The 26676-nt window shown below is 61.3% G+C and carries 25 protein-coding genes; 10 read left to right on the top strand and 15 right to left on the bottom strand.

Annotated elements, in window-relative coordinates; genetic code table 11:
- Genes RTE01_RS06890 through RTE01_RS06875 form a run of 4 tightly spaced genes read left to right on the top strand, consistent with a single transcriptional unit; the run spans position 1 to position 4506 of the window.
- Positions 1-1044, top strand: coding sequence for an ABC transporter ATP-binding protein (locus tag RTE01_RS06890; RefSeq protein WP_134525389.1), 1044 nt, complete (start codon positions 1-3; stop codon positions 1042-1044).
- Complete coding sequence (locus RTE01_RS06885; protein ID WP_076944866.1) at positions 1034-2044, top strand: ABC transporter ATP-binding protein; 1011 nt, start codon at positions 1034-1036, stop codon at positions 2042-2044. Before RTE01_RS06890 ends, RTE01_RS06885 begins: the two co-directional genes overlap by 11 nt.
- Before the next feature lie 19 nt (positions 2045-2063).
- Positions 2064-3248: an amidase gene (locus RTE01_RS06880; RefSeq protein ID WP_141334850.1), complete on the top strand. Its 1185-nt coding sequence runs from the start codon at positions 2064-2066 to the stop codon at positions 3246-3248.
- The gene (locus tag RTE01_RS06875; RefSeq protein ID WP_123551065.1) at positions 3238-4506 is read left to right on the top strand and encodes a Zn-dependent hydrolase; all 1269 of its coding nucleotides are present in this window, start codon (positions 3238-3240) and stop codon (positions 4504-4506) included. The genes RTE01_RS06880 and RTE01_RS06875 overlap by 11 nt, the downstream gene beginning before the upstream one ends.
- A 32-nt stretch (positions 4507-4538) precedes the next feature.
- Here RTE01_RS06875 and pdxR read toward each other — a convergent pair whose 3' ends face one another.
- Positions 4539-6005, bottom strand: coding sequence for a MocR-like pyridoxine biosynthesis transcription factor PdxR (gene pdxR / locus RTE01_RS06870; RefSeq protein ID WP_041144497.1), 1467 nt, complete (start codon positions 6003-6005; stop codon positions 4539-4541).
- A gap of 232 nt (positions 6006-6237) precedes the next feature.
- Here pdxR and RTE01_RS06865 point away from each other — a divergent pair, with 232 nt between their 5' ends.
- From RTE01_RS06865 to RTE01_RS06850, 4 genes are read left to right on the top strand one after another with little or no spacing between them, the layout of a single operon-like run.
- Entirely contained in the window at positions 6238-7089 is an 852-nt protein-coding gene (locus RTE01_RS06865) for a transporter substrate-binding domain-containing protein (RefSeq protein WP_115193367.1), read from the top strand.
- Positions 7090-7136: 47 nt separating this feature from the next.
- Positions 7137-7778 carry an amino acid ABC transporter permease gene (locus RTE01_RS06860; protein ID WP_041144499.1) on the top strand — a complete coding sequence of 214 codons (642 nt, stop codon included), beginning with the start codon at positions 7137-7139 and terminating at the stop codon, positions 7776-7778.
- 13 nt (positions 7779-7791) lie between these two features.
- A complete protein-coding gene (locus RTE01_RS06855) occupies positions 7792-8457 on the top strand; it encodes an amino acid ABC transporter permease (protein ID WP_041144500.1) in 666 nt (221 codons plus the stop codon).
- On the top strand, positions 8450-9211 hold the full coding sequence (locus RTE01_RS06850; RefSeq protein ID WP_141334848.1) for an amino acid ABC transporter ATP-binding protein: 762 nt from the start codon (positions 8450-8452) through the stop codon (positions 9209-9211). Before RTE01_RS06855 ends, RTE01_RS06850 begins: the two co-directional genes overlap by 8 nt.
- 50 nt (positions 9212-9261) lie before the next feature.
- Here RTE01_RS06850 and RTE01_RS06845 read toward each other — a convergent pair whose 3' ends face one another.
- Positions 9262-10026 (bottom strand): SDR family NAD(P)-dependent oxidoreductase, encoded by a 765-nt coding sequence (locus tag RTE01_RS06845; protein WP_041144502.1) that lies wholly within the window; start codon positions 10024-10026, stop codon positions 9262-9264.
- A 180-nt stretch (positions 10027-10206) separates the two neighbouring features.
- On the opposite strand from RTE01_RS06845, the gene RTE01_RS06840 reads away from it, so the two are divergent.
- Positions 10207-11544: an aspartate aminotransferase family protein gene (locus RTE01_RS06840; RefSeq protein ID WP_115193365.1), complete on the top strand. Its 1338-nt coding sequence runs from the start codon at positions 10207-10209 to the stop codon at positions 11542-11544.
- A 66-nt stretch (positions 11545-11610) separates the two neighbouring features.
- Here RTE01_RS06840 and RTE01_RS06835 read toward each other — a convergent pair whose 3' ends face one another.
- The 5 genes from RTE01_RS06835 to RTE01_RS06815 form a co-directional block, all read right to left on the bottom strand.
- Positions 11611-12315: an ABC transporter ATP-binding protein gene (locus RTE01_RS06835; protein WP_076944871.1), complete on the bottom strand. Its 705-nt coding sequence runs from the start codon at positions 12313-12315 to the stop codon at positions 11611-11613.
- Positions 12302-13138: an ABC transporter ATP-binding protein gene (locus RTE01_RS06830; protein WP_134525390.1), complete on the bottom strand. Its 837-nt coding sequence runs from the start codon at positions 13136-13138 to the stop codon at positions 12302-12304. Before RTE01_RS06830 ends, RTE01_RS06835 begins: the two co-directional genes overlap by 14 nt.
- On the bottom strand, positions 13131-13964 hold the full coding sequence (locus RTE01_RS06825; protein ID WP_115193364.1) for an ABC transporter permease: 834 nt from the start codon (positions 13962-13964) through the stop codon (positions 13131-13133). Before RTE01_RS06825 ends, RTE01_RS06830 begins: the two co-directional genes overlap by 8 nt.
- Positions 13964-15013: an ABC transporter permease gene (locus tag RTE01_RS06820; protein WP_227544454.1), complete on the bottom strand. Its 1050-nt coding sequence runs from the start codon at positions 15011-15013 to the stop codon at positions 13964-13966. Before RTE01_RS06820 ends, RTE01_RS06825 begins: the two co-directional genes overlap by 1 nt.
- A gap of 92 nt (positions 15014-15105) precedes the next feature.
- Positions 15106-16674, bottom strand: coding sequence for an ABC transporter substrate-binding protein (locus tag RTE01_RS06815; protein WP_041144508.1), 1569 nt, complete (start codon positions 16672-16674; stop codon positions 15106-15108).
- A gap of 210 nt (positions 16675-16884) precedes the next feature.
- On the opposite strand from RTE01_RS06815, the gene RTE01_RS06810 reads away from it, so the two are divergent.
- On the top strand, positions 16885-17598 hold the full coding sequence (locus RTE01_RS06810) for a GNAT family N-acetyltransferase (protein WP_134525391.1): 714 nt from the start codon (positions 16885-16887) through the stop codon (positions 17596-17598).
- A gap of 68 nt (positions 17599-17666) precedes the next feature.
- On the opposite strand, the gene RTE01_RS06805 is transcribed toward RTE01_RS06810, so the two are convergent.
- The 8 genes from RTE01_RS06805 to RTE01_RS06770 all read right to left on the bottom strand — a co-directional run bounded on the left by RTE01_RS06805 (position 17667) and on the right by RTE01_RS06770 (position 26619).
- Positions 17667-18452 carry an SDR family oxidoreductase gene (locus RTE01_RS06805; RefSeq protein WP_041144510.1) on the bottom strand — a complete coding sequence of 262 codons (786 nt, stop codon included), beginning with the start codon at positions 18450-18452 and terminating at the stop codon, positions 17667-17669.
- 110 nt (positions 18453-18562) lie between these two features.
- The gene (locus RTE01_RS06800) at positions 18563-19360 is read right to left on the bottom strand and encodes an SDR family oxidoreductase (RefSeq protein WP_041144511.1); all 798 of its coding nucleotides are present in this window, start codon (positions 19358-19360) and stop codon (positions 18563-18565) included.
- A gap of 65 nt (positions 19361-19425) precedes the next feature.
- Entirely contained in the window at positions 19426-20493 is a 1068-nt protein-coding gene (locus tag RTE01_RS06795; protein ID WP_115193361.1) for an ABC transporter permease, read from the bottom strand.
- Between the two features lie 17 nt (positions 20494-20510).
- Positions 20511-22055: a sugar ABC transporter ATP-binding protein gene (locus RTE01_RS06790; protein WP_041144513.1), complete on the bottom strand. Its 1545-nt coding sequence runs from the start codon at positions 22053-22055 to the stop codon at positions 20511-20513.
- Position 22056: 1 nt separating this feature from the next.
- On the bottom strand, positions 22057-22677 hold the full coding sequence (locus RTE01_RS06785; protein WP_134525392.1) for a DUF2291 family protein: 621 nt from the start codon (positions 22675-22677) through the stop codon (positions 22057-22059).
- 43 nt (positions 22678-22720) lie between these two features.
- Positions 22721-23656 (bottom strand): D-ribose ABC transporter substrate-binding protein, encoded by a 936-nt coding sequence (locus RTE01_RS06780; RefSeq protein WP_134525393.1) that lies wholly within the window; start codon positions 23654-23656, stop codon positions 22721-22723.
- 132 nt (positions 23657-23788) lie between these two features.
- A complete protein-coding gene (locus RTE01_RS06775) occupies positions 23789-25309 on the bottom strand; it encodes an FGGY family carbohydrate kinase (protein ID WP_134525394.1) in 1521 nt (506 codons plus the stop codon).
- A 359-nt stretch (positions 25310-25668) separates the two neighbouring features.
- On the bottom strand, positions 25669-26619 hold the full coding sequence (locus RTE01_RS06770; RefSeq protein WP_076944882.1) for a sugar-binding transcriptional regulator: 951 nt from the start codon (positions 26617-26619) through the stop codon (positions 25669-25671).
- Positions 26620-26676: the final 57 nt, after the last annotated feature.

Genomic DNA, 26676 nt, shown 5'->3' with positions numbered 1-26676 from the left:
ATGCAACCTTTTGTCAATATTGACCTCGGCGGCCCGGCCCAGCCGCTGCTGCAGGTCAACAATCTGTTGAAGTACTTTCGCGCCGGTGGCGGAAAGGGACATGAAGTGGTGCAGGCGGTGGATGACGTCAGCTTTACGGTGGTCAAAGGCGAAACGCTGGGCGTCGTCGGGGAGTCGGGCTGCGGGAAATCAACCACCGCGCGGCTGCTGATGCAGCTCCTGAACCAGGATCGCGGCGAGCTGGTTTTCGACGGGCTGGAGGTGGGATCGTCCCGCCTGCCGATGAAAGAGTACCGTCGCCAGGTGCAGATGGTGTTTCAGGATAGCTACGCCTCGCTCAACCCGCGGATGACCATGGAGGAGAGCATCGCCTTCGGCCAGCGCGTGCACGGCGTCGGCGCGAAGGAGGCCAGCGAGTACGCGCGCTATCTGCTGGCGCACGTGGGACTTGAGCCGGGGCGCTTCGCCCACCGCTATCCGCACGAGCTCTCCGGCGGCCAGCGCCAGCGGGTGAATATTGCCCGCGCGCTGGCGATGAAGCCGCGGCTGGTGATCCTCGACGAAGCGGTTTCGGCGCTGGATAAATCGGTAGAGGCGCAGGTGCTGCAGCTTTTGCAGGAGCTGAAGCGCACGCTGGAGCTGACCTACGTATTTATCAGCCACGACCTGCACGTGGTGCGCTGGCTGTCGGACCGGATCCTGGTGATGTATCTCGGCGAGGTGGTGGAAATCGGGCCGGCGGAGCAGCTGTTTACCGCTTCGGCCCATCCCTATACCCGGGCGCTGCTGAGTTCGATGCCGTCGATGGACCCGCAAAACCGCACCCTGACCTCGCCGCTCAGCGGCGATCCGCCCAGCCCGATTTCCCCTCCGGCGGGCTGCCGCTTCCATACCCGCTGCCCGCACGCCAGAGCGGTCTGCGCCGAGGTGAAACCCACTCTCGAAAGCGTGGGGGAGGGGCACCAAAGCGCCTGCCTGATGGCGCAGCCGGCGTCGCCCTGGCATCAGGCTGTCACCGTACGGGAGGTGCGCCATGTCGCATGAAGCCTTTGTCCATATCCGCGACCTGCGGGTTGAGTTCCGCCGCGACGGTCAGACGATCAATGCGGTCAACGGCGTCTCTTTTGATGTGCAAAAGGGCGAGGTGCTGGCGCTTATTGGCGAGTCTGGCTCCGGAAAAAGCGTGACCCTCAGGGCGCTGATGCGCCTGCATCCGCCTAAAAGCAGCGTTCTTTCCGGAACCCTGCGGGTGGATGGCGAAGCGGTGCTGGAGATGAACGCTTCCCGGCTGCGGCGCTATCGCGGCGCGCGCTGCGCCATGATATTTCAGGAGCCGCTGCTGGCCTTCGACCCGGTCTATACCGTCGGGCAGCAGATTAGCGAAGGCCTGCGCCGCCACGAAGGGCTTTCGCGCCCGGCGGCAAGGGCGCGGGCGCTGGAGGCGCTGCGTCAGGTACGTATTCCGAGCCCCGAGCGGCGGCTGGATGCCTATCCGCACGAGATGTCCGGCGGGATGCGCCAGCGGGCGATGATCGCCCTCGCGCTGTCGTGCAACCCGCAGCTGCTGCTGGCGGATGAGCCGACCACCGCCCTCGACGCGACGGTGCAGATCCAGATCCTGATCCTGCTGCGCGAGCAGCAAAAGGAGCGCGGGCTGTCGATTATCTTTGTTACCCACGACATCGGCGCGGCGGTGGAGATTGCCGACCGCGTGGCGGTGATGTACGCCGGGCGCATCGTCGAAGAGGCGTCGATGGAGGATATTCTCTACCGTCCGCGCCACCCTTATACCCAGGTTCTGCTGGGCAGCCGCCCGAAAGAGGGGCTGAAAAAAGGCGATGCCCTGCGCTGCATCCCCGGTTCGCCGCCGGATCTGGCGCGCCTGCCGGCGGGCTGCGCGTTTGCCGACCGCTGTCCCCACGCGAGGGCGGCCTGCGGGCAAAGCCAGCCGGCGACGGAGCAGGCTGGCGAGCGCCACGTGGTGAGCTGCCATCGCTGGCGGGAGCTGGCCGCCAGCGTCGAGAGCCCGGCGCAGTACGCCTGAATTCATTAAGGAGACAAGCATGCAGGATGATATTCGCGCGTTTATGCCCTATCCGGCGCACCCGGTGCCGCACGCGCACGGCGGGCCGCTGAGCGGCATAACCTTTGCGGTAAAAGATCTGTTCGACGTGGCGGGCTACCCGACCGGCGGCGGCAATCCGCATCTGCTGGCGCTCTCAGGGATTAAAAGCCGCACCGCGCCGGTCGTGCAGAGGCTGCTGGATAGCGGCGCCCGCTTTATGGGTAAAACCCACACCAGCGAGCTGGCCTATTCGATGAGCGGCCACAACATGCATTACGGCACCCCGCGTAACGGCGCGGCGCCGAATCACATCCCCGGCGGCTCCTCTTCGGGGTCGGCCTCGGCGGTCTCCAGTGCGGTCTGCGATTTTGCTCTCGGCACCGACACCGGCGGCTCGGTGCGCACGCCGGCGAGCTACTGCGGGCTGTTCGGCCTGCGCCCCAGCCACGGGCGGATCTCCCTCGACGGCTGCCAGCCGCTGTGCGCCACCATGGATACCTGCGGCTTCTTTGCCCGCTCGGCGGAGGTCTTTCGCGCTGTCGCCGAATGCCTGCTCGGCGGCGAGCGCCCGGCGGTAGATGGCGTCAGGCTGGCCTGCCACGAGGCGCTGTTTTCGCGCCTGCCGCTGCGCAGCCAGCAGGCGCTGCTGCCGGTACGCCAGCGTCTGGGCCGCGCTTTTGGCGAAATCGCCTCGCTCAGCGCGCCGCTGCCGGACGTCGACGAGATCTATCTCGCCTTCCGCCAGATCCAGGGCTATGAAGCCTGGCAGGCGCAGGGAGAGACGATTGAGCGCTACGGGCTGCAGCTGGGGCCGGACGTGCGCGAGCGCTTTCTGTGGGGAAAAGCGGTGACGGCGGCGCAGTTCGACAGCGCCTGTCAGCTGCGGGCCCGCTTCAGCGACTGGTGGGATCGGCAGCTGGGCGAGGCCATCTTAGTGCTGCCGACGGTGCCAGACGGCGCGCCGCTGCTGACGGCGCAGGCCGCTGAAATTGAGGCGGTACGCCGCCTGTCGCACGATCTGCTGCTGATTTCCGTGATGACCCGGCGCCCGCAGGTGACGCTGCCGGTCGCTCAGGTGGGCGGCCTGCCGCTGGGTATTTCATTTTTGGGGCCGCGCGGCAGCGATCGTCTGCTGGTCGAGCTGGCCGCCGCATTTATGCAAGGAGAAGACCATGAGCAGTGATGTCCTTTTTACCCCGGTTGCCGGGATTGACGCCGGTCGGGTCAACGGCGAACGGCTGTGGGATTCGTTAATGGCGCTGGCGGAGATTGGCGCCACGGCGAAAGGCGGCTGCTGCCGCCTGACCTTAACCGATCTCGACAGGCAGGGGCGGGATCTGGTGATCGGCTGGGCGAAAGCGGCCGGGATGAGCGTCAGCGTGGATAAAATCGGCAACGTCTTTATGCGCCGGGAAGGGCGTAACCCGCAGCTGCCGCCGATCGTTTCCGGCAGCCATATCGATACCCAGCCCACCGGCGGCAAGTTTGACGGCAACTACGGCGTGCTGGCGGCGCTGGAGGTGGTGCGCACGCTCAACGATCTTGAGATCGAAACCGAAGCGCCGATTGAAGTGGTGTTCTGGACCAACGAGGAGGGCTCGCGCTTTGTGCCGGTGATGATGGGCTCCGGGGTCTTTGCCGGCGTGTTTGCGCTGGAAGAGATCTATGCCGTACAGGATGCGGAAGGGAAAACGGTGGGCGAAGAGCTGGCGCGCATTGGCTATATCGGCAGCCAGACGCCGGGGGAGCGGCCGATCGGCGCCTACTTTGAAGCGCATATTGAGCAGGGCCCGATCCTCGAAGCCGAAGAGAAGGTGATTGGCGTGGTGCAGGGCGTGCTGGGCATTCGCTGGTACGACTGCGTGGTCAGCGGCCAGGAGTCACACGCCGGGCCGACGCCGATGCGCCTGCGCAAAGATGCCCTGCAGGTGGCTACCCACATTATGCAGGAGGTAGTGGCGATCGCCGGGCGCAGCGAAGAGGGGCGCGGGACCGTGGGCCGGGTGCAGGTCTATCCGAACAGCCGCAACGTGGTGCCGGGCGAAGTGACCTTCTCTATTGATATGCGCAATCTCAGCGACGCGCTGGTGGATGAGATGGACCGCCAGCTGCGGGAGTTTATCGGCAAAATCGAGCAGGAGAGCGGCCTCGCGGTGGCGCTAAAGGAGGTCAGCCACTATCCGGCGGCGCCGTTCCACGCCGAGTGTCAGGCGGCGATTGCCGCAGCGGCCCAGCGGCTGGGCTATCCGGCCCGCGAGATCGTCTCCGGCGCCGGGCATGACGCGGTCTACATGAGCTATCTGGCGCCCACCGGCATGATTTTTATCCCCTGCAAGGACGGCATCAGCCATAACGAAATTGAGTACGCCTCGCCGGAGCACGTCACCGCCGGCGCTAACGTGCTGCTGCAGGTGATGCTGCAGTACGCCCGGGCGCTATAGTCCGACCCGCGCAACGGTAGCCCTTAGCCGGGCTACCCCATCTGCTCCAGCTGACCGCACAGTACCTCAACTCCCTGCTCGATGGCGTCGGGGTTGATGGCGTGAAACCCCATACGAAAGAAGTTATCCGGCGGCGCGTCGCTGAGAAAATGGCGCGCGCCGGGCTCAATCAGCACTCCCGCATGGGCGGCGCGCCAGGTGAGCTGCTGGGTATTGATATGTTCCGGCGTCGCCAGCCAAAAGGCGTTGGCGTACTCGCTGCCGGGGATGATCCGGCACTCCGGGAGATGGTTCTGCAGGGCGCTATTGAGCCGATCCCAGCGCTGGGCCGAGTCGTAATGGTAGCGCCGCAGGTGCGTTTCATAGTGCCCCTGGGCGAGGAAGTGCGCCATCTGATACTGAATATTGGTGGGCGGATGGCGATAGATCAGGCGCCGCAGCGCCCGCGCCTCGTCGATAAGATCCGGGTCGGCCACCATAAAGCCCAGGCGCAGCCCCGGCGACAGCGCTTTGGACAGGCTGCTGACGTACACCACCCGCCCGCTGCGATCGCTGGCCTTCAGCGCCGGCAGCGGGTTGAGCATAAAGTTACTCTCCGAATCGTAATCATCCTCCACGATCACCGCGTCATGGCGCGCGGCGTATTCCAGCAGCTGGCTGCGCCGGGCTTTACTCATCGCCACGCCGGTGGGGACCTGGTGGCCGGGCGTCACGTAGTAGTAATCGCAGGGGGCCTCGTTGAGCACAATCCCTTCGTCATCCACCGGATGCGGCACGATGTCGGCATCTGCCAGCAGGAAGGTATTGATCGCCTCGCGAAAGCAGGGGTTCTCCACGCCGACCCGGGTGGCGGAGGACATCAGCAGGCGGGTGAGCAGGTAGAGCGCGTTCTGCGAACCGAGGGTTATCAGAATTTCATCCGCGGCGGCCACAATCCCGCGCTTCGGCAGCACCCGGGTGCGGATTTGCTCAATCAGCATCGGCACGTCCTGGTCAACGTGATCGACCACCCACGCCGGATCGCGCACGCCGCCGTGCAGCCAGTTGGCCGCCGAGCGCCAGGTGGCCAGCGGGAACTGGCGGGTATCCGGCTGGCCGTAGATAAACGGATAGCGGTAGTTCATCCAGCCGGCGGGTTTGAGAATCGACTCCTGCTGGCTGGGCGTCATCTGCAGCCGGGCGCTCCAGCGTGGTGCAGCGGCCTCGTCCTGCGGTGCACTTTGCACGGCGGCGCCGGCGGCGGGCTGCACATAATCCGGGTGCAGATAGAACCCGCTGCGCGGCCGGCTGATGAGATAGCCTTCGTTGACCAGACTTTCAAAAACCAGCGCCGTGGTATTGCGCGAGACCCGCAGCTGGCTGGCCAGCTGACGGCAGGAGGGGAGCGGGGTATCGGCGGCGAAGAAGCCGCTCAGAATGGCGTTAATCAGCGTCTCTCGCACCTGTTCCTGCAGCCCGCGATGCGGGTCGAAATCGACGTGTAAAAGGTGACGGATCATGCTCAGCTCCTTACGCAAAAACGGTATCGGTCATGCTGCAAACTCCATACCACCCTGAAAATGACTGACACATCTGCGCGGCGAATCTGGCTCTATGGGGAAATTGAAAACGCTCCCTACAGTAAGAAACCGTCTATCAGTCGTGGACCGGAACGTCCGTCGGCACATATTTTGCACAACCTTTCCGTGTTCCGGAGTGAACCAGTCTGGCGAATTAATAAGGGGTAGATTGATGAAAAAATCATTGGGTTCAGTTTGTCTGGGTGCCGTGATGGCAATGGCCTTTTCCTGGCATGCCGCCGCCGCCGATCTTCCGGCAATAGAAAAATCGGGCACCCTGAAGGTTGCGACCGAGGATGACTACGCGCCTTTTAACTTTATGAATAACGGCCAGGCGGATGGTTTTAACAAAGATATGCTCGATGAGTTACGCAAGTACGCGAAATTCAACGTTGACCAGAGCATCCTGCCGTGGACCGGCCTGCTGGCGGCGGTCTCAACCGGCCAGTACGATATGGCCCTCACCGGCGCGGTGATCACCGACGACCGGCTGAAGGTGTTTGACTTCACTCCGCCGTGGGCGTCGGCCCAGCACTACTTCGTGAAACGCGCCGGGGACAACTCCCTCGACACCATCGCCGCCCTCAGCGGCAAAAAGGTCGGCCTGCAGGCCGGTAGCGCACTGCTGGCGCGACTGCCGGAGCTGAAAGCGATGCTGGAGAAAACCGGCGGCAAGCTTGGGCCGGTGGTGGAATATCCCTCTTATCCGGAAGCCTATGCCGATCTTGCCAACAAGCGCCTTGATTACGTGATTAACGTGGTGATTTCGGTAAACGATCTGGCGAAGTCGAAGCCCAAAGTCTTTGCCAAAGGGCTGGCGGTGTCCGGTCCGGGCTATATGGCGTGGCCTATTCCGAAAAACTCACCGCAGCTTTTGGCCTATATGACCAAATTTATGAACCACATGCATGAAACGGGGCGTCTGGCTGAGCTGCAGAAAAAATGGTTTGGCGAAACCTACGATAACCTCCCGACGGAGGCGATAACCAGTCCTGAGCAGTTCCATAAGCTGGCGGGTCTGTAACACGTCGCGGCGGGCAACCGCCGCCTGTTGATGCGAAGGAGGGCCACATGGATGCAATTTCCTGGCAGTTATTGATTGAAGGCGCGTGGACGACCCTCTGGATTTCGGCCATCGCCATCGCCCTCGGGGTGGTGATTGGCCTGCTGATCGCCCTGGTTCGGATGATGCGAATTCCGCTTGTCGATCAGCTGCTGGTCGTCTATATCAGCCTCGCCCGCGCCACGCCGCTGGTGACGCTGGTGCTGTTTCTGTTCCTTTCGCTACCGACGATGGGGATTAACCTCGATAAGAACCTGTCGGCAATCGTGGCGCTGACGCTGAATACCTCGGCCTTTAACGCCGAGATCTGGCGCAACGCGTTTCGCACTTTCCCCCGCGACCAGCGCGAGGCCGCCGAATCCGTCGGCATGCGGCGCTGGACCTACTTCCGCTACATTATGCTGCCGCAGATGTGGATCGAGAGCCTGCCGGCGCTGGTGAACGAAATGTCCTTTTTGATTAAAGGTAGCCCGGCGATTGCGGTGATTGGGGTGGTGGACCTGACCCGCGTCACTAACCGCATCTCCTCGGTGACCTACGAACCCCTCTCGCCGATCCTCGCCGCGGGGCTGCTGTATGTGGTCATTATCGGGCTGCTGCTGAAGCTGCAGAGTATGGCGGAACGCAAAGCTAAACGCCTGGCGCGCTAAAACAGGAGATCCTATGAATCAGTGGGCCGTTATCTGGTCGGTGCGCGAGAGCTTTATTGCCGGTTTGCTTGCCACCCTTGAGCTCTTTATCATCGCGGCGCTGGCCGGTTTATTTATCGGGATTGCGCTGTGCTATCTCAGCGAATATCAGAAGAAGTTCCTTAACCGGCTCATTATTGGCTTCGTCAGCCTGATGCGGGCCATTCCGTTTTTAATTCTCGCCTATCTGCTTTATTACGGACTGCCGGAAATCGGTATTAGCCTCGAGGCCTGGACGGCGGGGCTGGTGGCGCTGATTATCTATCACGGCGCCTATTTCTTTGAAATACTGCGCAGCCAGCGGCGGGTCTTCTCCAGCGGCTATATTGAGGCGGCGGTGGCCCAGGGCTTTTCGCGCTACAAAATATTTACCCGCATTATTCTGCCCAATATCGTTTCGTCGGCGCTGCCGCTGATGGGCAACCAGCTGATTATTTGCCTGAAAGATACCGCCTTTCTGAGCATTATCACCGTCCAGGAAATTACCGCCGCCGCCAACAGCGTCCAGGCGACCTATTTTATCCCGTTCAACGCGTTTATCGTCGCCATTGCGCTCTACTGGGCGATCGGCATTCTGCTGGAGCTGCTGATTAAGCGGCTGAGCGCCTGGGGAGCGAAAAGAGGAATGAGCCATGCCTGATTCAACCGCTGTCAGCATTAAAAACGTCTCCAAACAGTTCGATAATATTGAAGTGCTCCGCGACATCAACCTGACGGTTGAAAAAGGCTCGGTGGTCAGCATTCTGGGGTCGTCGGGCTCTGGAAAATCGACGCTGCTGCGCTGCATGAACTGGCTGGAGCAGCCGGATCGCGGCGAGATTCATATCGGCGGCCTGCGCCTCGGGGTCGATGAACACAGCGGCCGGGCGATGTCCCACCGCCAGCTGTCGAAGGTGCGAGAGCGGGTGGGCATGGTCTTCCAGAGCTTCAACCTGTGGCCGCACCTGACCGTGCAGCAGAACGTTAGCGAAGCCCTGCTGCACGTGAAGGGCATGAAGCGCGGCGAAGCCAACGAGATAGCCCTGCGCCAGCTGGAGAAGGTTGGCATGGCGCACAAGGCCGACGCCTGGCCGATTACCCTCTCCGGCGGGCAGAAGCAGCGGGTGGCGATTGCCCGCTCGCTGGCCATGTCGCCGGAGGTGATCCTGTTCGATGAACCCACTTCGGCGCTGGATCCTGAGCTGGTCAACGAAGTGCTGGGAGTGATGAAAGCGCTGGCGGCCGAGGGCTACACCATGGTGGTGGTGACCCACGAGATGGACTTTGCCCGCCAGGTCTCCGACGAGGTGGTGTTTCTGGAGAAGGGGCTGCTGATCGAGAAAGCGCCGCCGGAGAAGTTCTTCACTGACCCGGACTCCGAGCGGGTGCGGCAGTTTTTGCAGAGCAGCCGCTAGCGCTAAAAAGCCCGGTCGGCTGGCCGACCGGGCTTTCTCAATACGCTGCGTTAATCGCGATCGATGGCGAACGGCTGCCAGGCCTGACGTACCGGCATCACCTCCACGCGGTTGATATTCATATGATCCGGCAGGGTGGCGATATAGAACATCTGCCCGGCAATATCCTGCGCGCTCAGCGGCGTGGTGCCGCGATAGAGGTTATCGGATGCCGCCTGGTCGCCTTTGGTGCGTACCAGAGTGAATTCGGTCTCGGCGATCCCCGGCGCGAGGTCGGTGACCCGCACGCCGGTCCCCAGCAGGTCGCAGCGGAGGTTGTAGCTGAACTGCTTCACGAACGCCTTGCTTGCGCCGTAGACGTGGCTGCCTGGATAGGGCCACTGGCCGGCGATCGAGCCGATGTTGATAATCGAGGCCCCGGCGCCGTGCTTAATCAGCGTCGGCAGCAGCGCGTGGGTGACGTTGACCAGCCCGGTGACGTTGGTATCGATCATCGTTTTCCAGTCCTGCAGGTCAACCTTTTGCGCCGGCTGCGGCGCCAGCGCCAGCCCGGCGTTGTTGATTAAGGTTTTAATATCGGCGAAATCCGCCGGCAGCGCGGCCACCGCCGCCTCCACCGCGTCGCTGTCGCGCACGTCGAGCTCGATAATATGCACCGGCACCTTCTGGCTCAGCGCATCCTTTAGCTTCTCCAGCCGCGCCAGACGGCGGCCGCTAAGCACCAGCGACCAGCCGGCCTCGGCAAAAACCTGCGCCGCCGCTTCGCCAAAACCCGAGGTTGCCCCGGTAATAAATACCACGTTGTTGGTCGTCATTTCATTCTCCTGTGTGCCTGGTCCTCCCACTATAAAAACCCGCGGCGGGCACGCACAGGCCCAGTCGTCATGCGGCGATGTGACACCGTGTCACATCGCCTGCCGCGCACTGGCTCTATCCCTTTTTCGCCAATGCGCCCAATGATAGTGACAACAACAACGCCATCAGAGGGGCAGGGTATGAAGCTGGCACTACAAGACGATGTATCGGTAAGCAACGATGACGTACGCCAACTGGATCGCGCTTATGTATTTCACTCATGGTCGATGCAGGGCAATTTGAACCCGCTGGTGATTGCCGGAGCCAAAGGCTGCGAGCTGTGGGATTACGAAGGGAAAACGTACCTTGATTTCAGCAGCCAGCTGGTCAACGTCAATATCGGCTATCAGCATCCTCGGGTGCTGGCGGCGATGAAGGCGCAGCTGGAGGAGCTGGTGACCATCGCACCGGCTACCGCCAACCTCGCGCGCGGCGAAGCGGCAAAGCGCATCGTCGAGCTGGCGCCGGAAGGCTTTAGCAAGGTGTTCTTCACCAACGCCGGCGCGGACGCCAACGAAAACGCGATCCGCATGGCGCGGCTGTATACCGGGCGCGATAAGGTGCTCTCCGCCTACCGCTCCTATCATGGCAATACCGGCAGCGCCATTGCCGCCACCGGCGACTGGCGCCGGGTGCCGAACGAGTATTCGCGCGGCCACGTTCACTTCTTCAACCCGTACCTCTACCGCAGCGAATTCAATGCCACCAGCGAAGAGGAGGAGTGCCAGCGCGCGCTGGCGCACCTGCGCAGAATGATCGAGTGCGAAGGTCCCGGCGCGATTGCCGCGATCCTGCTGGAGTCTATTCCGGGCACCGCCGGGATCCTCGTACCGCCTGATGGTTATATGCAGGGCGTGCGGGCGCTGGCCGACGAGTTTGGCATCGTGCTGATCCTCGATGAAGTGATGTCCGGCTTTGGCCGCACCGGCAGCTGGTTTGCCTTTGAGCAGGATGGGATTGTGCCGGATCTGGTGACCTTCGCCAAAGGGGTTAACGCCGGCTACGTACCGGCGGGTGGGGTGCTGATCAGCGAGCCGATTGCCCGCCACTTTGACGACCACTTCTTTGCCGGCGGCCTGACCTACTCCGGCCACCCGCTGGCGATGGCGGCCATCGTGGCCACTATCGACGCGATGAAAGAGGAAAAGATCGTCGAAAATGCGGCGACGATTGGCAACGGCGTACTGCGCCAGGGGCTGGAGGCGCTGGCGCAGAAGCACGCTATCATCGGCGAGGTGCGCGGGCGTGGGCTGTTCCAGGCGCTGGAGCTGGTCAGCAGCCGCGCGCGCAAAACGCCGCTGGCGGCCTCCGATATGGCGGCGATCAAGGGGGCATTAACCGAGGCCGGACTGCTGGCCTTCGTGGTGGAAAACCGCATCCACGTGGTGCCGCCGTGCACCATCAGCGCCGAGCAGGTCGCCAAAGGGCTGGCTATTTTTGACGCGGTATTCGCCCGGTTTGCCGCTCTGGCGGAGTAGAACAGACGCCGCGACCGCTTCCCGACCAGGGCGTTTACGCCGGGAGCGGTCTGCGGTTCGCGAACCTCAGCTCATCCGATGCTCGCCGTTAACCAGCGCTTCGCGGTCGAAGAAGCGCTGGATCGCCCCTTCAGCCATAAACGCCGCCCGGTCCGACATATGCGCCACCACGTCGGCGTCGTGACTCACCAGCAGGTAGGTCATACCGTGCTCCTGCTTCAGCCGGTTCAGCAGGTTGAGGATCTCCGCCTGTACCGACATATCCAGCGCCGACGTCGGCTCATCCAGCAGCAGAATCTGCGGGCGCAGCAGCAGCGCGCGGGCAATCGCCACGCGCTGGCGCTGGCCGCCGGAAAGCTGGTGCGGATAGCGACGCGCGGCGTCGGCGGGCAGCCCAACCTGCTCCAGGGCGGTCGTCACCCGCTGCGCAATATCGCTGATGCCGTGAATCTCCAGCGGCTCCGCGAGGGTGCGCCACAGGGTATGGTTTGGATGCAGCGAGGCGTAGGGGTCCTGAAACACCATCTGCACGTTGCGCCGCAGCGGGCCCTGGAAGCGAACGCCCGGCGTAATGGCCTTGCCGAACAGCGCCACCTCGCCGCTCCAGTCGCGCTGCAGCCCGCCCAGCACCCGCAGAATGGTGGATTTTCCGCAGCCGGAAGCGCCGATCAGGCTGAAGGTTTCCCCGGCGTCAACGCTGAAGCTGGCGGCGGAAACCGCCGTTTTAGCGCCGAAAATGACCCGTAACGCCGCGAGATTAACGACCGTCATGCGTCGCCTCCGTAAAAGATTGATTTCTGTCGAGGGTCGGCAGCATCCGGCCGTAGGTCTGCGCGTCGGGACGGCAGGTCCACAGCGTGCGGGTATAGGGGTGGGTGGCCGCAGGCAGATCGCGCGCCGCCATCCCGTCGACCTGCGCCCCCTGATACATCACCAGCACCCGATGGCAGTGCTCGGCGACCAGCGGCAGGTCGTGGCTGATCAGCAGCATCGCCATCTGGCGCTGCTCGCACTGTTCGACCAGCAGCTCGAGGATCTGGTTGCGCAGGCGGGCGTCGAGCGCCGAGGTGGGCTCATCGGCAATCAGCACCTTTGGGTTATTAAGCAGCGCCAGGGCGATCATCACCCGCTGGCCCATGCCGCCGGAGAGCTCCCCCGGATAGCGGGTCAGCACCGGTAAATCGAGGCCCACGGCGGCCACGGCGGCTTTCACCGCCTCCAGACGCTGGCGGCGGTTCAGGCGCTGGTGGAGCGTAAGCGCCTCCTCCAGCTGCGCCTGGATGCTGAGCACCGGGTTTAGCGCATAGCGCGGGTCCTGCAGCACCATCGCCATATCGTTGCCGCGCAGGGCGCGCCAGCCGCGGCTGCTGAGGGTTAGCGCGTCGCGGCCGAGTACGTTGAGCGCGCCGGCGCTGACCACACCCGGTCTGCGCACCAGCCCCATCAGGGCGCGGGCGGTCATCGATTTCCCGGAGCCCGATTCGCCCACCAGCGCCAGGCGTTCGTTGCCGAGCGTAAAGCTTAAATCGTTCACTACCCTGGCGCTGGGGTAGTCAATGGAGAGCCCCTGGACGTTGAGTCGGATATCAGTCATGTTGTGGCTCCAGTACGTCGCGCAGGCCGTCGCCCAGCAGGTTAAACGCCAGGCTGGCAATCAGGATCGCCGCGCCGGGCGCGGCGGCAATCCACCACTGGTCGAAAATCACCTGCATCCCATCGGCGATCATCGCCCCCCATTCCGCCATTGGCGGGCGGGCGCCGAGGCCGAGAAAGCCCAGTCCGGCGGCGGCGAGGATGATGCCCGCCAGATCCAGCGCCAGGCGCACGATGGCCGAAGGCAAGCACAGCGGGAGAATATGGCCCATCAGCAGCCGCCGGCCGCGAATGCCCATCATTTCCGCCGCCGCCAGGTAGTCGCTGTGGCGCAGGCGCTGAATTTCGCTGCGCGCCTGGCGGGCGTAGGCCGGCCAGGCGGTGAGCGCCAGCGCCAGCGCGCCGTTGACCAGCCCCGGGCCGAGCATGGCGACAAAGGCAAAGGCCAGAATCAGCCGCGGCATCGACATCACCACGTCGGTAAAGCGCATCAGCCCGCGCTCCAGCCAGCCGCCGTAGTAGCCGGAGAGAATACCCACCAGCAGGCCGGCGGGAAGGGTGATCAGGGTGACCAGCGCCACCAGCCCCAGCGCCGGCCGGGTGCCGTAAATCAGGCGCGAAAGCAGGTCGCGGCCGTAGCTGTCGGTGCCGAGCCAGTGTTGGGCGCTCGGCCCCTGCAGGCGGGCGGCGGCATCCTGCCAGTTGGGGTCCAGCGGCGCCAGCCACGGCGCGAACAGCGCCATCAGCACCAGCAGCAGAATAATCACCAGCCCGCAGAAGGCGGCGGGGGAGCGGCGCAGGCGGCGTAAAAACAACCAGGTCGGCATCAGCGCACCCTCGGGTCGGTTAACCGTACCAGCAGGTCGGTAAGGTTATTAATCAGGACGAAGCTGACGCCAATCAGCAGCGTACCGCCCATGATCGCCGTGGTGTCGCCGGCAAACAGCGCGGTAGTGAGATAGCGGCCGATTCCCGGCCACGAGAAGACGGTTTCGGTGAGCACCGCGCCTTCCAGCATGGCGGTCCAGGCCAGAGCTATGACCGTCAGCAGGGTGCCGCGAATATTGGGCAGCACGTGACGAAAGAGGATCGTCATTTCGCCGGCCCCTTTGGCGCGCGCCAGCAGGACGTACTCTTTGTTCATCTCGCTCAGGCAGGCGGAGCGCGTCAGGCGGGTGATGCTCGCCAGCGAGTAGTAGGCCAGCAGCAGCACCGGCAGCAGCAGGTGGCCGACGGCATTTTTAAACGCCTCTCTATCACCCGACAGCCAGGTGTCAATCAGCGCAAACCCGGTGCGCGGTTCGACGCTGTACTGATAAATATCGTCCAGCCGCCCGGGGCCAGGCGTCCACTGCAGCCTGGCGTAGAACAGCGCCAGCATCAGCAGGCCGAGCCAAAAAATCGGCACCGAGTTGCCGAGCAGGGTAAAGGTGCGTACCGCCAGGTCCCAGGGCGAGCCGACGTAGCGGGCGCAGAGCACGCCGGCAGTCACGCCAAGTAGGGCGCCAATAATCAGCGCCAGCGTCGCCAGCTCGAGCGTTGCCGGGAAGGTGGAGAGCAGGTCGTGAAGTACCGGCTGGCCGGTCGCGCTGGCGGTGCCAAGATCGCCGTGTGCGAGCCGGGTCAGATAGTGCCAGAACTGGACCGGTAGCGGCCGGTCAAGGCCGAGCTGATGGCGTACCTGATCGTAGGTGGACTGGCTGGCGTGGTCGCCGACGATTTGCAAAACCCGGTCAACCGGCGACAGCGCCGAGAGCGCGAAGGTCACCAGCAGCAGGCCGAGCAGGGTCAGCGCCAGGGTCAGCAGCCCCTGAAATAGCGCGAGCAGAGGGCGCTTTGCGCGCCGCTCCGCTCCGGTGGGTGCAACAGCAGACATGGTTATTCCGTAGGTAAAGGGTGCCGTGAGGACGTTGCGGATAACATCCCCGGAGCGCGGCGTAGATCCGCGTCCGGGTGGCTAACGCGTCGCTATTTGCTGACCCGATCGTACCAGACCATATCGGCGTTCAGCCCCTGCTGGTAGCCCTTGACGTTGTCGCGAACCACGATCTGCGTTTTCCCCTGATCGACAAACACGTACGGCGAGCTGCGCTGCAGCTCTTCCTGCATCTGTTTATAGAGTCCGAGGCGTTTGGCGGCATCCGGCTCGGCCACCGCCGCGAGGGTGGCTTTATTCAGCTCCGGGATTTGCCAGCCGTTAAGACCGGCCACGGTGCTCGACTTCCCGTCGTTGTAAGCAAAGGCGCTGGCGTTGGAGTGGGCGTCGAAGTAGTCGGGGATCCACAGGCGAATCGCCGCCTGATGCTGCTTCGCCCGCACCCGGGCGTACACCTGGCTGCCGGCCGCCGGCAGCAAGTCAATCTTGACGCCGCCCTGGGCGAAGCTGGCCTGCATGGACTGGGCGATGGTGATAAACGGCGGCTTGTTTTCGACATCGAGGGTGAAGTGGGCGTCTTTAATTCCGGCTTTGGCGAGGATCGCTTTGGCCTTCGCCGGGTCGAATTTAAACGGATTGTTGTCCAGCGCCCCCGGCAGACCCACCGGCAGGAAGCTCTGGTGGACAAAATACTGGCCCTTGAGCAGGTCCTTCGTGATGCCGTCGTAGTCCACCAGCCAGCGCGCGGCTTCCCACAGCGCCGGGTTTTTCAGCAGCGGGTTGGCGTCGTTGCCGGTGTTAAACGCCAGGTAGTTTTGCTCCGCCGACGGAATGCTCAACACCTTCACGCCGGGCTTGCCCTGCAGGGCGGCAATCTGATCGGCACCCAGATCGCGCGCCACGTCGGCGTCACCCTGCTGGATCAGCAGGCGGCGGGAGGCCGGGTCTGGAACGTTTTTGATGATGATGCTTTTCAGCTTCGGCGCGCCGGTGGGCGAGCTGTCGTTGGCCTCCAGCACGATGGCCTGATGCGGCTGGTAAACGCGCATTTTGAAGGCTCCGCTGCCCGCCGAGTGCATCTTCAGCCAGCCGTTGCCGAAATCGTTATCTTTGGCATTCGGCGCCACCAGCTTTTCATCGACGATAGAGGCGATAGGCGTGGAGAGAATATTCAGCGCCACCGCCGGGCTCACCTCGGCGGTCCAGTGCAGCACCAGCGTGTGGTCATCCACCTTTTTCAGCTGGCTGGCAATATTGTCCGGCTGCCAGCCGAGAACGTTGAGGATAAAGGCCGGGGATTTATTCAGGGTCACCGCGCGGGTGTAGGAGAAAATAACATCTTCCGGGCGTAGCGGGTTGCCGGAGGCGAACTTCGCGTCGGGCTTGAGTTTAACGGTCAGGGTTTTCGCCGCCGGGTCCGCCTGCCAGCTTTCGGCCAGAACGGGGGTGATTTTTTCAGGGTTGTCGCGGTCCGGCTGCACCAGACGCTGGTAGAGGCTCGGTACCGTTTGAATGCTGGAGAGTTCGTTGGCTTCCGCCGGGTCGAGGCTGACGATGTCGTCGAGGCCTTGGGCAACCACCAGGGTGGTTGGCGGCGTGGCGGCATGGACGGCGGCGGATAGCGCGGTCAGCACCAGTAATGACAGCAGTTTTTTAGTCATGAGCAATCCCTGAAAAATGATGTTTTGATTATTGATGTGCCGCTAAATTAGGCCCCTTCACCAAAGGCGTAAAGTCAAAATGCGGATAAGCTTATGCTTAAAAAGCATAATTAATATCATCGGGCGATGAGTGAAAAATAACGCGGTCGTCTTTCTGCGCGCTGCGCTTCTTGATATAACCATTTGCTCACAATTTAACGGAACGTGAAAATGCCGGAAATCAATCAGTATGGCCAGCAGGTGAACGATGTGGTCGTTGGCTGGCAGGGCGCCAGCGTGCTAAAGCGCAGCGCGTTAACGGGACGCTATTGCCGGCTTGAGCCGCTGGATACCCGGCGACACGCCGCCGATCTGTTTGCCGCCTACGCCCTGGGCGACGGTAGCGACTGGACCTGGCTTGCCAGCACGCGCCCCGAAACCGTGGAGGCCACCGCGCACTGGGTGGCAGGTAAAGTCGGCGACGACGCGCTGGTTCCCTTTGCGGTTATCGATCTCGGCTCCGGCCAGGCGGTGGGGCTGGTGAGCTTTATGGCGATTGAGCAGGCGATGGGCTCGGTCGAAATCGGCCACGTCACCTGGTCGCGGAAGATGAAAAATACTCCGCTGGGTACCGAGGCGGTTTGGCTGCTGCTGACGTACGCGTTCGCCGCCGGCTATCGGCGCCTGGAGTGGAAGTGCGACTCGATGAATATCGCCTCCCGCCGGGCCGCCGAGCGGCTGGGCTTTACCTGGGAAGGGCGCCTGCGCCAGAAGCTGGTGCGCAAGGCGCGCAGCCGCGACAGCGACATGCTGTCGATTATCGACGGCGAATGGCCGCAGCGTGACGCCGAACTGCGGGCGTGGCTGGCGGCGGACAACTTCGATGCTCATGGGCGGCAGATAAAGCGGCTGGATGAGTTCAGGGAAGCGCTCTCCCCCGCCTGAATAATCGGAGGGGGAGGCGCGTAGCGGGCCGCGTCAAAGGGCTGACGTGGTCGAAGAGGCGGCGCGGCTTACCAGCAGATAAATCCACCGTCAACCACCAGGTCGACGCCGGTGCAGAATGACGCGGCGTCGCTGGCGAGGAACAGCGCCGGGCCCGCCATCTCCTCAACCTTCGCCATCCGCTGAATCGGCGTCTGGCTTTCGAATTCGCGGGTCTGATGGACCATTTCCGGGCGGGTGTTCATCGGCGTGGCGGTATAGCCGGGGCTGATGGAGTTCACGCGGATCCCCTTGCCGACCCACTCCATCGCCAGGCTTTTTGACAGATGGATGACGCCCGCTTTGGCGCTGTTGTAGTGCGCCTGCTCAAGGCCGCGGTTAACGATAATGCCGGACATGGAGGCGATATTAATGATCGAGCCGCCGCCGGATTCCAGCATCAGCTCCGCCTCGGCTTTACAGGAGTTCCACACCCCGGTGAGGTTGATATCAATCACCCGCTGCCACTGCTCGGCTTCCATCTCCAGCGCCGGGTTGGCGTTGGCGATGCCGGCGGCGTTCACGGCGATATCCAGGCGGCCGAAGCGGCTTTTCGCCAGCGCGACGGCGGCGCGGAGATCGCCGAGCTGGCGCACGTCCCCGGTGTAGAGGCAGGCCTGGCCACCGATGGCTTCGATGTTATTCACGGTCTCGGTGAGGCCGCCGTCTTCCCGCAGATCGAAACACACGACCCGCGCGCCGGCGCTGGCCAGTCCGTAGGCAATGGTCTGGCCGATCCCGCTGCCCGCGCCGGTGACGAAGGCGACGCGACCCTGCAGATTAAACAGCTGTTGAGCAAAATCTTTGGCGATCATAGTAATTACTCTGTTAATGAATATTCCGTGGCCCGGCGCGGTGCGCGCGATCCGGGCTATCCGTTGTGAACCATCGCTTAGCGGCGCTGCCCGATTATCCCCTGCGGGGATCAGGACATAATCAGGCCGCCGTCGATGTTAATCGTTTGTCCGGTGAGGTAGCGCGCGTCGTCGGAGGCGAGAAACGCCACCAGCCCGGCGACATCTTCCGGTTTCCCGGCGCGTTTCATTGGAATACCTTCAACCCACTCCGCCATCAGCTCGCCTTTGGCGTAGCGCTTGCTATCGCTGCTGAGGACCTCCCCCCACACGCGGTCGTTGTAGTCCCACATTTCGCTCTCGATAATCCCGGGGCAGAAGGCGTTAACGGTGATATTCCACGGCGCCAGCTCGTGGGCGAGGCTTTGGGTAATTCCGATAACGCCCATCTTGCTGGCGGCGTAGTGCGGGGTATAGATAAAGCCCTGGCGGCCCTGGCCCGAAGAGGTATTAATCAGGCTGCCGTGGTTCTGCTTGACCATGTACTTCGCCGCTTCGCGGCAGCACAGCCAGACGCCGGTGGTGTTGACCGCCAGCACCTTCTCAAAATCGGCCTTTGGCATACGGTCGAAGTAGTCGATAGTGATCACCCCGGCATTTTGAATGGAGACGTCAATGGTGCCAAAGCGCGCGGCGGCCTGCTCATACAGAGACTGAACCTGGGCCTCGTCGGTGACGTCGACCTCGAGGGAGAGAATCTCCGCCTGGTAGCGCTGGCGCAGGGTTTCCGCGGTTTCATGGACGCGAGCGGCGTTAGAGACCATCACCAGCCTGGCGCCATCGCGCGCAAAGCGCTCGGCGATCCCCGCGCCAATGCCGCGACAGGCTCCGGTAATAACAATCGTTTTGTTGTGAAAATTTCTGTTCATATTATTTTCCCTTTAGCGAGGCCGGGCGAGCGACGCCCGGCGCAATGATCGTTAGCCGTCGCGTATTAGCTGGAGGCGGCGCCGCCGGGCAGCGCGGCGGCCTGCTTCTCTTCGTGACGACGCATCAGGATGACTTTGTTCTGCAGCTTTTGCTGGAACTGGTCAACGACGACGGCGGTCACAATCACCACGCCTTTAATGACCATCTGCCAGAAATCGCTGACCCCCATCATGACCATGCCGTCGGCGAGGAACACGATAACGAAGGCACCAATAATCGAACCGGTGACCCGACCCCGGCCGCCTGCCAGCGCCGTGCCGCCGAGCACGGTGGCGCCGATGGCGTCCATTTCAAACATGTTGCCGGTCATCGGATGGGCGGTTTGCAGCTGGGAGGCGACGATCAGCCCAACGAACGCGGCGCAGAGGCCGGAGAAGGCGTAGACGAAGATCTTCGCCTTCACGATAGGCACTCCGGCGAGGCGGGCGGCGGATTCGTTGCCGCCGATCGCGTAGATGTAGCGACCGAGCGGCGTTTTGGTCGTCAGCCAGTAGCCGAGCACGAGGAAGGCGATCATCAGCCAGATGGGCAGGTAAATCCCGAGCACGGTGCCGGAGCCGAGGATCGAGAAGCCGGTATTCCCCAGGGCCTCAATACCGTTGAGGTTAGGGTAGGTGCTGCCGTCGTTGAACAGCAGCGCGGAGCCGCGGGCGACGTACATCATGCCGAGCGTGCAGATAAAAGGCGCCACGCCAAAGCGGGTGATCACGGCGCCGTTAATAAAGCCGACCAGGATGCCAAAAATGGCCACGCAGAGGATCACTTCTGGCACGTTAAAGAAGATAACGCTGCCGTTCCACAGCGGCAGCCCGTTGGTCAACAGGGCGCCGGCGACCATACCGCAGATCCCGGCGACGGCCCCGACCGAGAGGTCGATACCGCCGGTGAGGATCACCAGCGTCATCCCAATGGCCAGCAGGCCGGTAATCGCCACGTGCTGGGTCATGATCAGCAGGTTAGAGGCGGTCAGGAAATTCGGTACCATCACGCTGAAGAATGCAATAACCAGCAGCAGAGCGATAAACGTTCTGGCCTTCAGCAGGTACATATAAATCATATATTTCTGGTTCATGATGGTTTCCAGCCTGATTAATCTTGGGGTGTTGAAGCCGCGATAAGCTTTTCGCGGGTAACCGCATGGCGCGGCAAATCGGCGGTAATACGGCCATCGGCCATCACCAGAATGCGGTCGGCCAGGGCCATAACCTCATCCAGCTCCGAAGAGGAGAACATGACGGCCAGCCCCTGATGCGCCATTTTGCCGATCAGGTGATAGACGTCCGTTTTGGCGCCGACGTCAATCCCGCGGGTGGGTTCATCGAGGAACACCACCTGCGGCTGCGTCATCAGCGCTTTACCCAGCACGACCTTCTGCTGGTTGCCGCCGCTCAGGGAGGTAATGGGCAGCTCGGGGTCGCTGACCTTGATGGCAAGCTGGCGGATCATCTCCTTCACGCTGGCGCTCTCTTTATGCGGATTCAGCCACTTCCACGCCCGGCGAAATCCCTGCAGGCTAAAGTCAGAGAGCGTCATGTTGGATTGAATGGACATCATCTGCACCACGCCTTCGCCCTGGCGGTCTTCCGGTACCAGCGCCAGCCCCTTTTTTAAGCGGGTTTGAAAGTGGGCTTTGCCGATATTCTCGCCGTTGAGATGGACGCTGCCGGTCTGGCAGGTCATCAGGCCGATCAGCCCCTTAAACAGCTCGGTGCGCCCGGCGCCCAGCAGGCCATAGATGCCGATGACTTCGCCTTTATTGAGCGTGAAGGTCACGTCGTTAAGCTTGTAGCCGCCGCTGTGATGCAGCGCGGTCAGGCCCTCGACGGCAAGCACCGCTTCGCCCTGCGGCGCCGGCTGATAGTCGAAGTGCTTTTTCTTATCCCCAACCATCTGCTCAATGATCCAGGGAATGCTGGCGTCGCTGACGGTGCGTTCGCTGATAAAGCGACCGTCGCGGAAAATAGTGATGTGGTCGCCAATCTCCATCAGCTCTTCCAGGCGATGGGAGATATAAATAATGGTGACGCCGCGTCGTTTTAGCTGCTCAATAACGTTAAACAGGACCTTAACTTCCGACTGGCTGAGCGCAGAAGTGGGCTCATCCATAATCAGCACCCGGGTATCCTTTGACAGCGCGCGGGCGATTTCCACCAGCTGCTGATGGCCGATCCCCAGCTCGCCCAGCGGGGTGTAGGGGTCGACATCAAGCTCGAGCCTTTCCAGCAGTGATTTCGCCAGTTCGTACTGATATTTTTCGTTAATTCGGCCTTTCTGGAAAAATTCGTTAGCCATGAAAATATTATCCATGACGTTCATATTGGGGAATAAATTAAGCTCCTGGAAAATAATGCTAATTCCCTGACGTTCGGCCTGGTGAGTTGAGCTTAATGAAACTTCGGCACCGTCGAGAATAATCTGTCCGGAGGAGGGCGTTTCGACACCGGCAAGCATTTTCATCATGGTGGATTTACCCGCACCATTTTCTCCGATCAGAACGTTTACTTTATTTCGATATACCCGGTAATTAACGTTATCTAAGGCGATAACCCCCGGATAAACGCGGGACAGCTCGCGCGTTTCGATAATAACTTCAGATTCGACTGGTTGAGGAGCGACGATGGGTTGCGACGGCATCTTATTGTCCTCCGGAGCGTACGATTTTGGCTGGCGTAATGTCGGGAATCGTTTGCGGAATATCCCAGGCAGAGAAGACGCCATATACCTGGATCGTTTCGCCGCTTTTTACCTGCGCGGCCTGGATCATTTTCAGCGCCTGTTCATTAATGGCCCGGCCGTATTCACCAAACAGCACCTGGTCATTAAAATCCTGATAGCTGGTGCCTTTATAGCCATCGCGCAGCTGGGTGCCGCGAAGCGTCGGACCAATCTGCACCACTACCGGGCCGCCGGCGCTATCTGCAACCGTCATTTTGCCGCTGCGGGAGGTGGCGTCGATCTTGTCGATTTTACCCGCTACCGTGACGTAAAAAATGCACGGGTTTTCCTCCTGAGAGCGGTAGCCCAGAGCCTGACAGGCGCTGTCGAAATCTTTAGCGGCGCGCAGGGCGGCCATCAGTTCGCTGACCGGACGGGCCTGCGCCACAACCTGCGGCACGATGTTGTTCTGCCAGGTTTGATCGATATTTGCCATGTGCGGATTGGGCGGGGATTTAAGATCGGCCAGCTCCTGCTGGGAGACGATACGACAGCCCCCGAGAGCAAGAACGGCCAGTGCCAGCCAGGTTTTTTTGTACATATCACTCTCCTACGCGCCCCCGAAGGGGCGCAACAACCCGAACTCAGGATTTGATGTTGAAGTCCTGAACTTTATCTGCGTTATCTTTGGTTATCAGAATGCCGCGGAACATGACGCGCTGCTTGACGGGCTTGACGCCTTTTTGCAGGTAGTTATCGAGGTCGGTAACGCCCTGCGCCGCAATAGCCTGGGCCTGCAGCATCACGGTTGCCTGCAGCGTGTCAGCCTTGACCGCATCGCGTTCGTCGTTGCTGCCGTCGATGCCGACCACCACGACGTCAGTCCGGTTGGCCGCCTTCAGGGCGGCGATAGCGCCAAGGGCCACCGGACCGTTGCCGCAGATCACGCCTTTGACATCAGGATGGGCCTGCAGAATGCTGTCCATAATGCGCTTGCCGTCAATGAGCGTACCTTTAGCATCCTGTTTGGCGACGCTGACCATATCCGGATACTGGTCAATAACCTGGTGGAATGATTTAGAGCGCGTGACGCAGTTATTATCCGCAAGGTTGCAGGTCAGTTCGGCGTATTTACCTTTTTCCGCCATTTTCTCGACAAAAACGTTAGCGACTTCCGAACCGGCCTGGAAGTTATTATGCGTAATCTGTTCAAGGGCCACGTCGTCGACAGGAATTTCGCGGTTAATTAATACGATCGGAATACCCGCTTTTTTCGCTTTTTCAATCGCCGCGACGCTGGCGGTGGAGTCGGCGTTATCCAGAATAATGCCCTGAACTTTTTTACCGATGGCGGTATCAATCAGTTCGTTTTGTTTTTTTACATCTTCGCCATGAGACAGAATGGTTGTTTTATATCCGAGTTCTTTTGCTTTCTCGCTGGCCCCTTTGGCTTCAGAAGCGTAATACGGGTTATCCAGCGAGTTAACCATGATCATGATGGTGCCTTTTTCTACTGCCTGAGCAGTAAAAGAAAACGCGGTCAGGGTTGCAGCAGTTAAAAGCGTTAAACGTAATTTCATGACAATGTTCTCTCTGTGTTGTTATTGTCGGGTACGGTGAAACAACGTAAGACCGGAATGGCGGTTGTATGGGCCGGAATTCTCCTTCTGTTAGTGATTAAGGTTCGTCACCCGCGGATTCCCTGGTGGGCGTCAGGCGGACGTAGCCGGTTTCCATAATGTTCTGTCCACCGCATGGCGCCACTCCTGCCATCTTGCCTGCAGGCGCTGGTGGCGGGCCATGTCGGGGCTAAATTCACCGTGTGCGGTTAAAAAGGCCGTCAAATCGACCGGTTCATCGGGATTGAGCGCCTTGCGGGCAAGCAGGGCAGCGCCAATGGCCGAGAGCTCCGGCACGTCGCTGCGCATCACCGGGCAGCCCAGCAGATCGGCCTGGTACTGCATGAGCCAGTCGTTTTTGGTCGGTCCGCCGTCGACCATCAGCGCCGAGAGGCTGAAATCATCGTGCTGGCGCATGGCGACAACCACATCGGCAATTTGGTAGGTGATGGATTCCAGCGCGGCGCGGATCAGGTGCGCGCGTTTAACGCCGCGGCTCAGCCCGCAAATCACGCCGCGGGCGCTATCGTCCCACCACGGCGCGCCAAGCCCGGTCAGCGCCGGCACAAAATAGACTCCCATCGTCGACGCAACCGAAGCGGGCAGGGTGTTCAGCTCGTGGGCCAGCTCGTCGGCGGAGAGCTCGCTCAGGCCGGTGCTGTCGGCCATCCACGCCACGGCATCGCCGGTGTGGGGAATATTGCCTTCCAGCCCGTAGGTGATGCGCTCGCCGTCGTGCCAGGCAATGGTGGTGGCCAGCGCGTCAATGTCGCACTGGGCTGATTTAACCGGCGCCATCACCGACGAACCGGTGCCGTAGGTGGCCTTCACGCACCCGAGTTCCCCCAGCGCGTGGCCAAAAAGCGCGGCGTGGGAGTCGCCGACCATCGCCATGATCGGAATGCCGTCAGGTATCGCCGCGAGCCCGCGGGTGTAGCCAAACAGCCCGCTGGAAGGCTTAATCTCCGCCAGCGCGGCGCGGGGGATCTGGAACAGCGCCAGCATGTCGTCGTCCCACTGCCCGCTCTGCAGATTGAGCAGCTGGGTGCGCGCGGCGTTGGAGTAGTCGCAGCAGAAGGCGTCGCCGTGGGTTAAGTTCCACAGCAGCCAGCTATCGATGGTGCCGAGGCAGATCTCGCCGCGTTCGGCGAGAAGCTGACCTTCGGGAATGGACTCCAGCAGCCAGCGCATTTTGGAGGCGGAAAACAGGGGCGCAATCGGCAGCCCGGTGATGGCTTTGATCTGCTGCTCTTTGCCCGCATGGCGCAGCTCGTCGCAAAACGCGGCGCTGCGGGTGCATTGCCAGGTGATGGCGGCGTTCACCGGCTTTCCGCTGTGGCGATACCAGCCGATGGCGGTTTCCCGCTGGTTGCTGATGGCGAGTGCGGCCACGTTATCCGCGCCAACGTGCTCAACCGCTTTGGCAATCACCGCAAGGGAGGCCTCGATCAGCGTCTCGCCGGATTGCTCTACCCAGCCATCGCGCGGGGTTTGAATCGCCAGGGGCTGTGAAAACTTGACAATAACGTTGCCGCGGCCGTCGAGCACGACCGCTTTGGCGTTGGTCGTCCCCTCGTCGAGCGCAATAATGAACTCTTGCTGTGTTGCCGGCATTAGATAGTCTCCTGAGTCACACTGCGTCCTGGCGCTGAGGGGCGAACATTCCTCGCTATCGCGTTGCGACTTAGCAGGCCATGATGTGACATTTCGTTATCACTTTTGTAATCACTGAATATATATTCGATAGTGATTATTTATTTAATACCTTAGCCAGAAACTTTCCCCGGGGCTAGAGGGAAAGTTATCAATTGTGCTGGCAATCACACTTATCTGAATGGATAAATGCCTGGAGAGCAGAGGAGATAAGCGCGGAGATATTTGATCAGGATATTGAAATATAACTGTTTATTTCGCACGCCTCGGCATCTGAAAGGGGGGCGCAAAGGCATGCAAAAAAGATATCTGATGGAAAATTAGCCGGTAACCAGCAGCCTCGCGGTCGGGTAATCGGTGATTAAAACGTCGATATAACCGCCGGAGAGGGCGCCTTTGATCGCCGCAACCTTATCGCTACCGCCGGCCAGCGCCACGACGTTGGGGCATTTTTTTACTTTTTCCAGCGCCATGCCGATAACAGGATCTTCATCATCGCTTAACACGGCCCGGCCCTTTTTGTCGTAGTAGTGCAGGCAGATATCCCCCACCGCGCCGCGCTCGGCCAGCACCTGCAGCATATCTTCGTGGTAGTAGTTACCGGACGTTTTCAGCAGCTGTGAGGGTTCGAGAATACCGATCCCGACGATGGCAATATCAACCTCATCGAAGCGTGAAACCACGTCGGCGACGTCCTGGCTGGCGATAAGGCGGTTTTTCTCCGCCATCGAGCCCTCAATGCTCTGCGAAGGAAGCAGCCAGGCCTGACAGTTAAGATGCTGGGCGAGGGTCTGGGTCAGAATAGTGGCCTGGACGTTGCCGTTCGGTCCGACGCCGCCGAGCAGCTGGATGACTCCGCTGGCCTTTAAGTTCTGCGCGTGGACCTCATCGACCATCGCCCTGATGGTCGAACTCCATGAGGAGACGCCGATCAGATCTTTTGGCCGCAGGCGGGTTTCCAGATAGTGGGCCGCAGCGGATCCAATCGCGCGCTTGAGGGTGTGATCGCTGGCATCCTCTTCGGTATCGACGACGATAGCCTGCTTAATTCCGTAGCGATCTTCGATGCCTTTTTCGAGGTTAAGAAAAATATTCGAGGGCTGAACGACGCTAATTTTTACCACCCCTTCTTTCTGGCAGCGGGTGATGGCGCGGGAGACAAATGACTGGGAGAGCGAAAGAAGTTGTGCAATGTCGGACTGCTTTCGTCCTTCAAGATAGTAAAGCGTGGCAATCTTAACTAACAGCCTTTGTTCATCCTGCTTAGCCATATATATCCCCGAAAATCATTAACGTATATCCATTATGTTATACCCGTCATGCCAAAA

This window comes from Klebsiella terrigena, assembly GCF_006539725.1.
Lineage (GTDB): Bacteria > Pseudomonadota > Gammaproteobacteria > Enterobacterales > Enterobacteriaceae > Klebsiella > Klebsiella terrigena.
The sequence above is the reverse complement of the archived record's forward strand: the minus strand, read 5'-3'. Positions and strand labels throughout refer to the sequence as shown.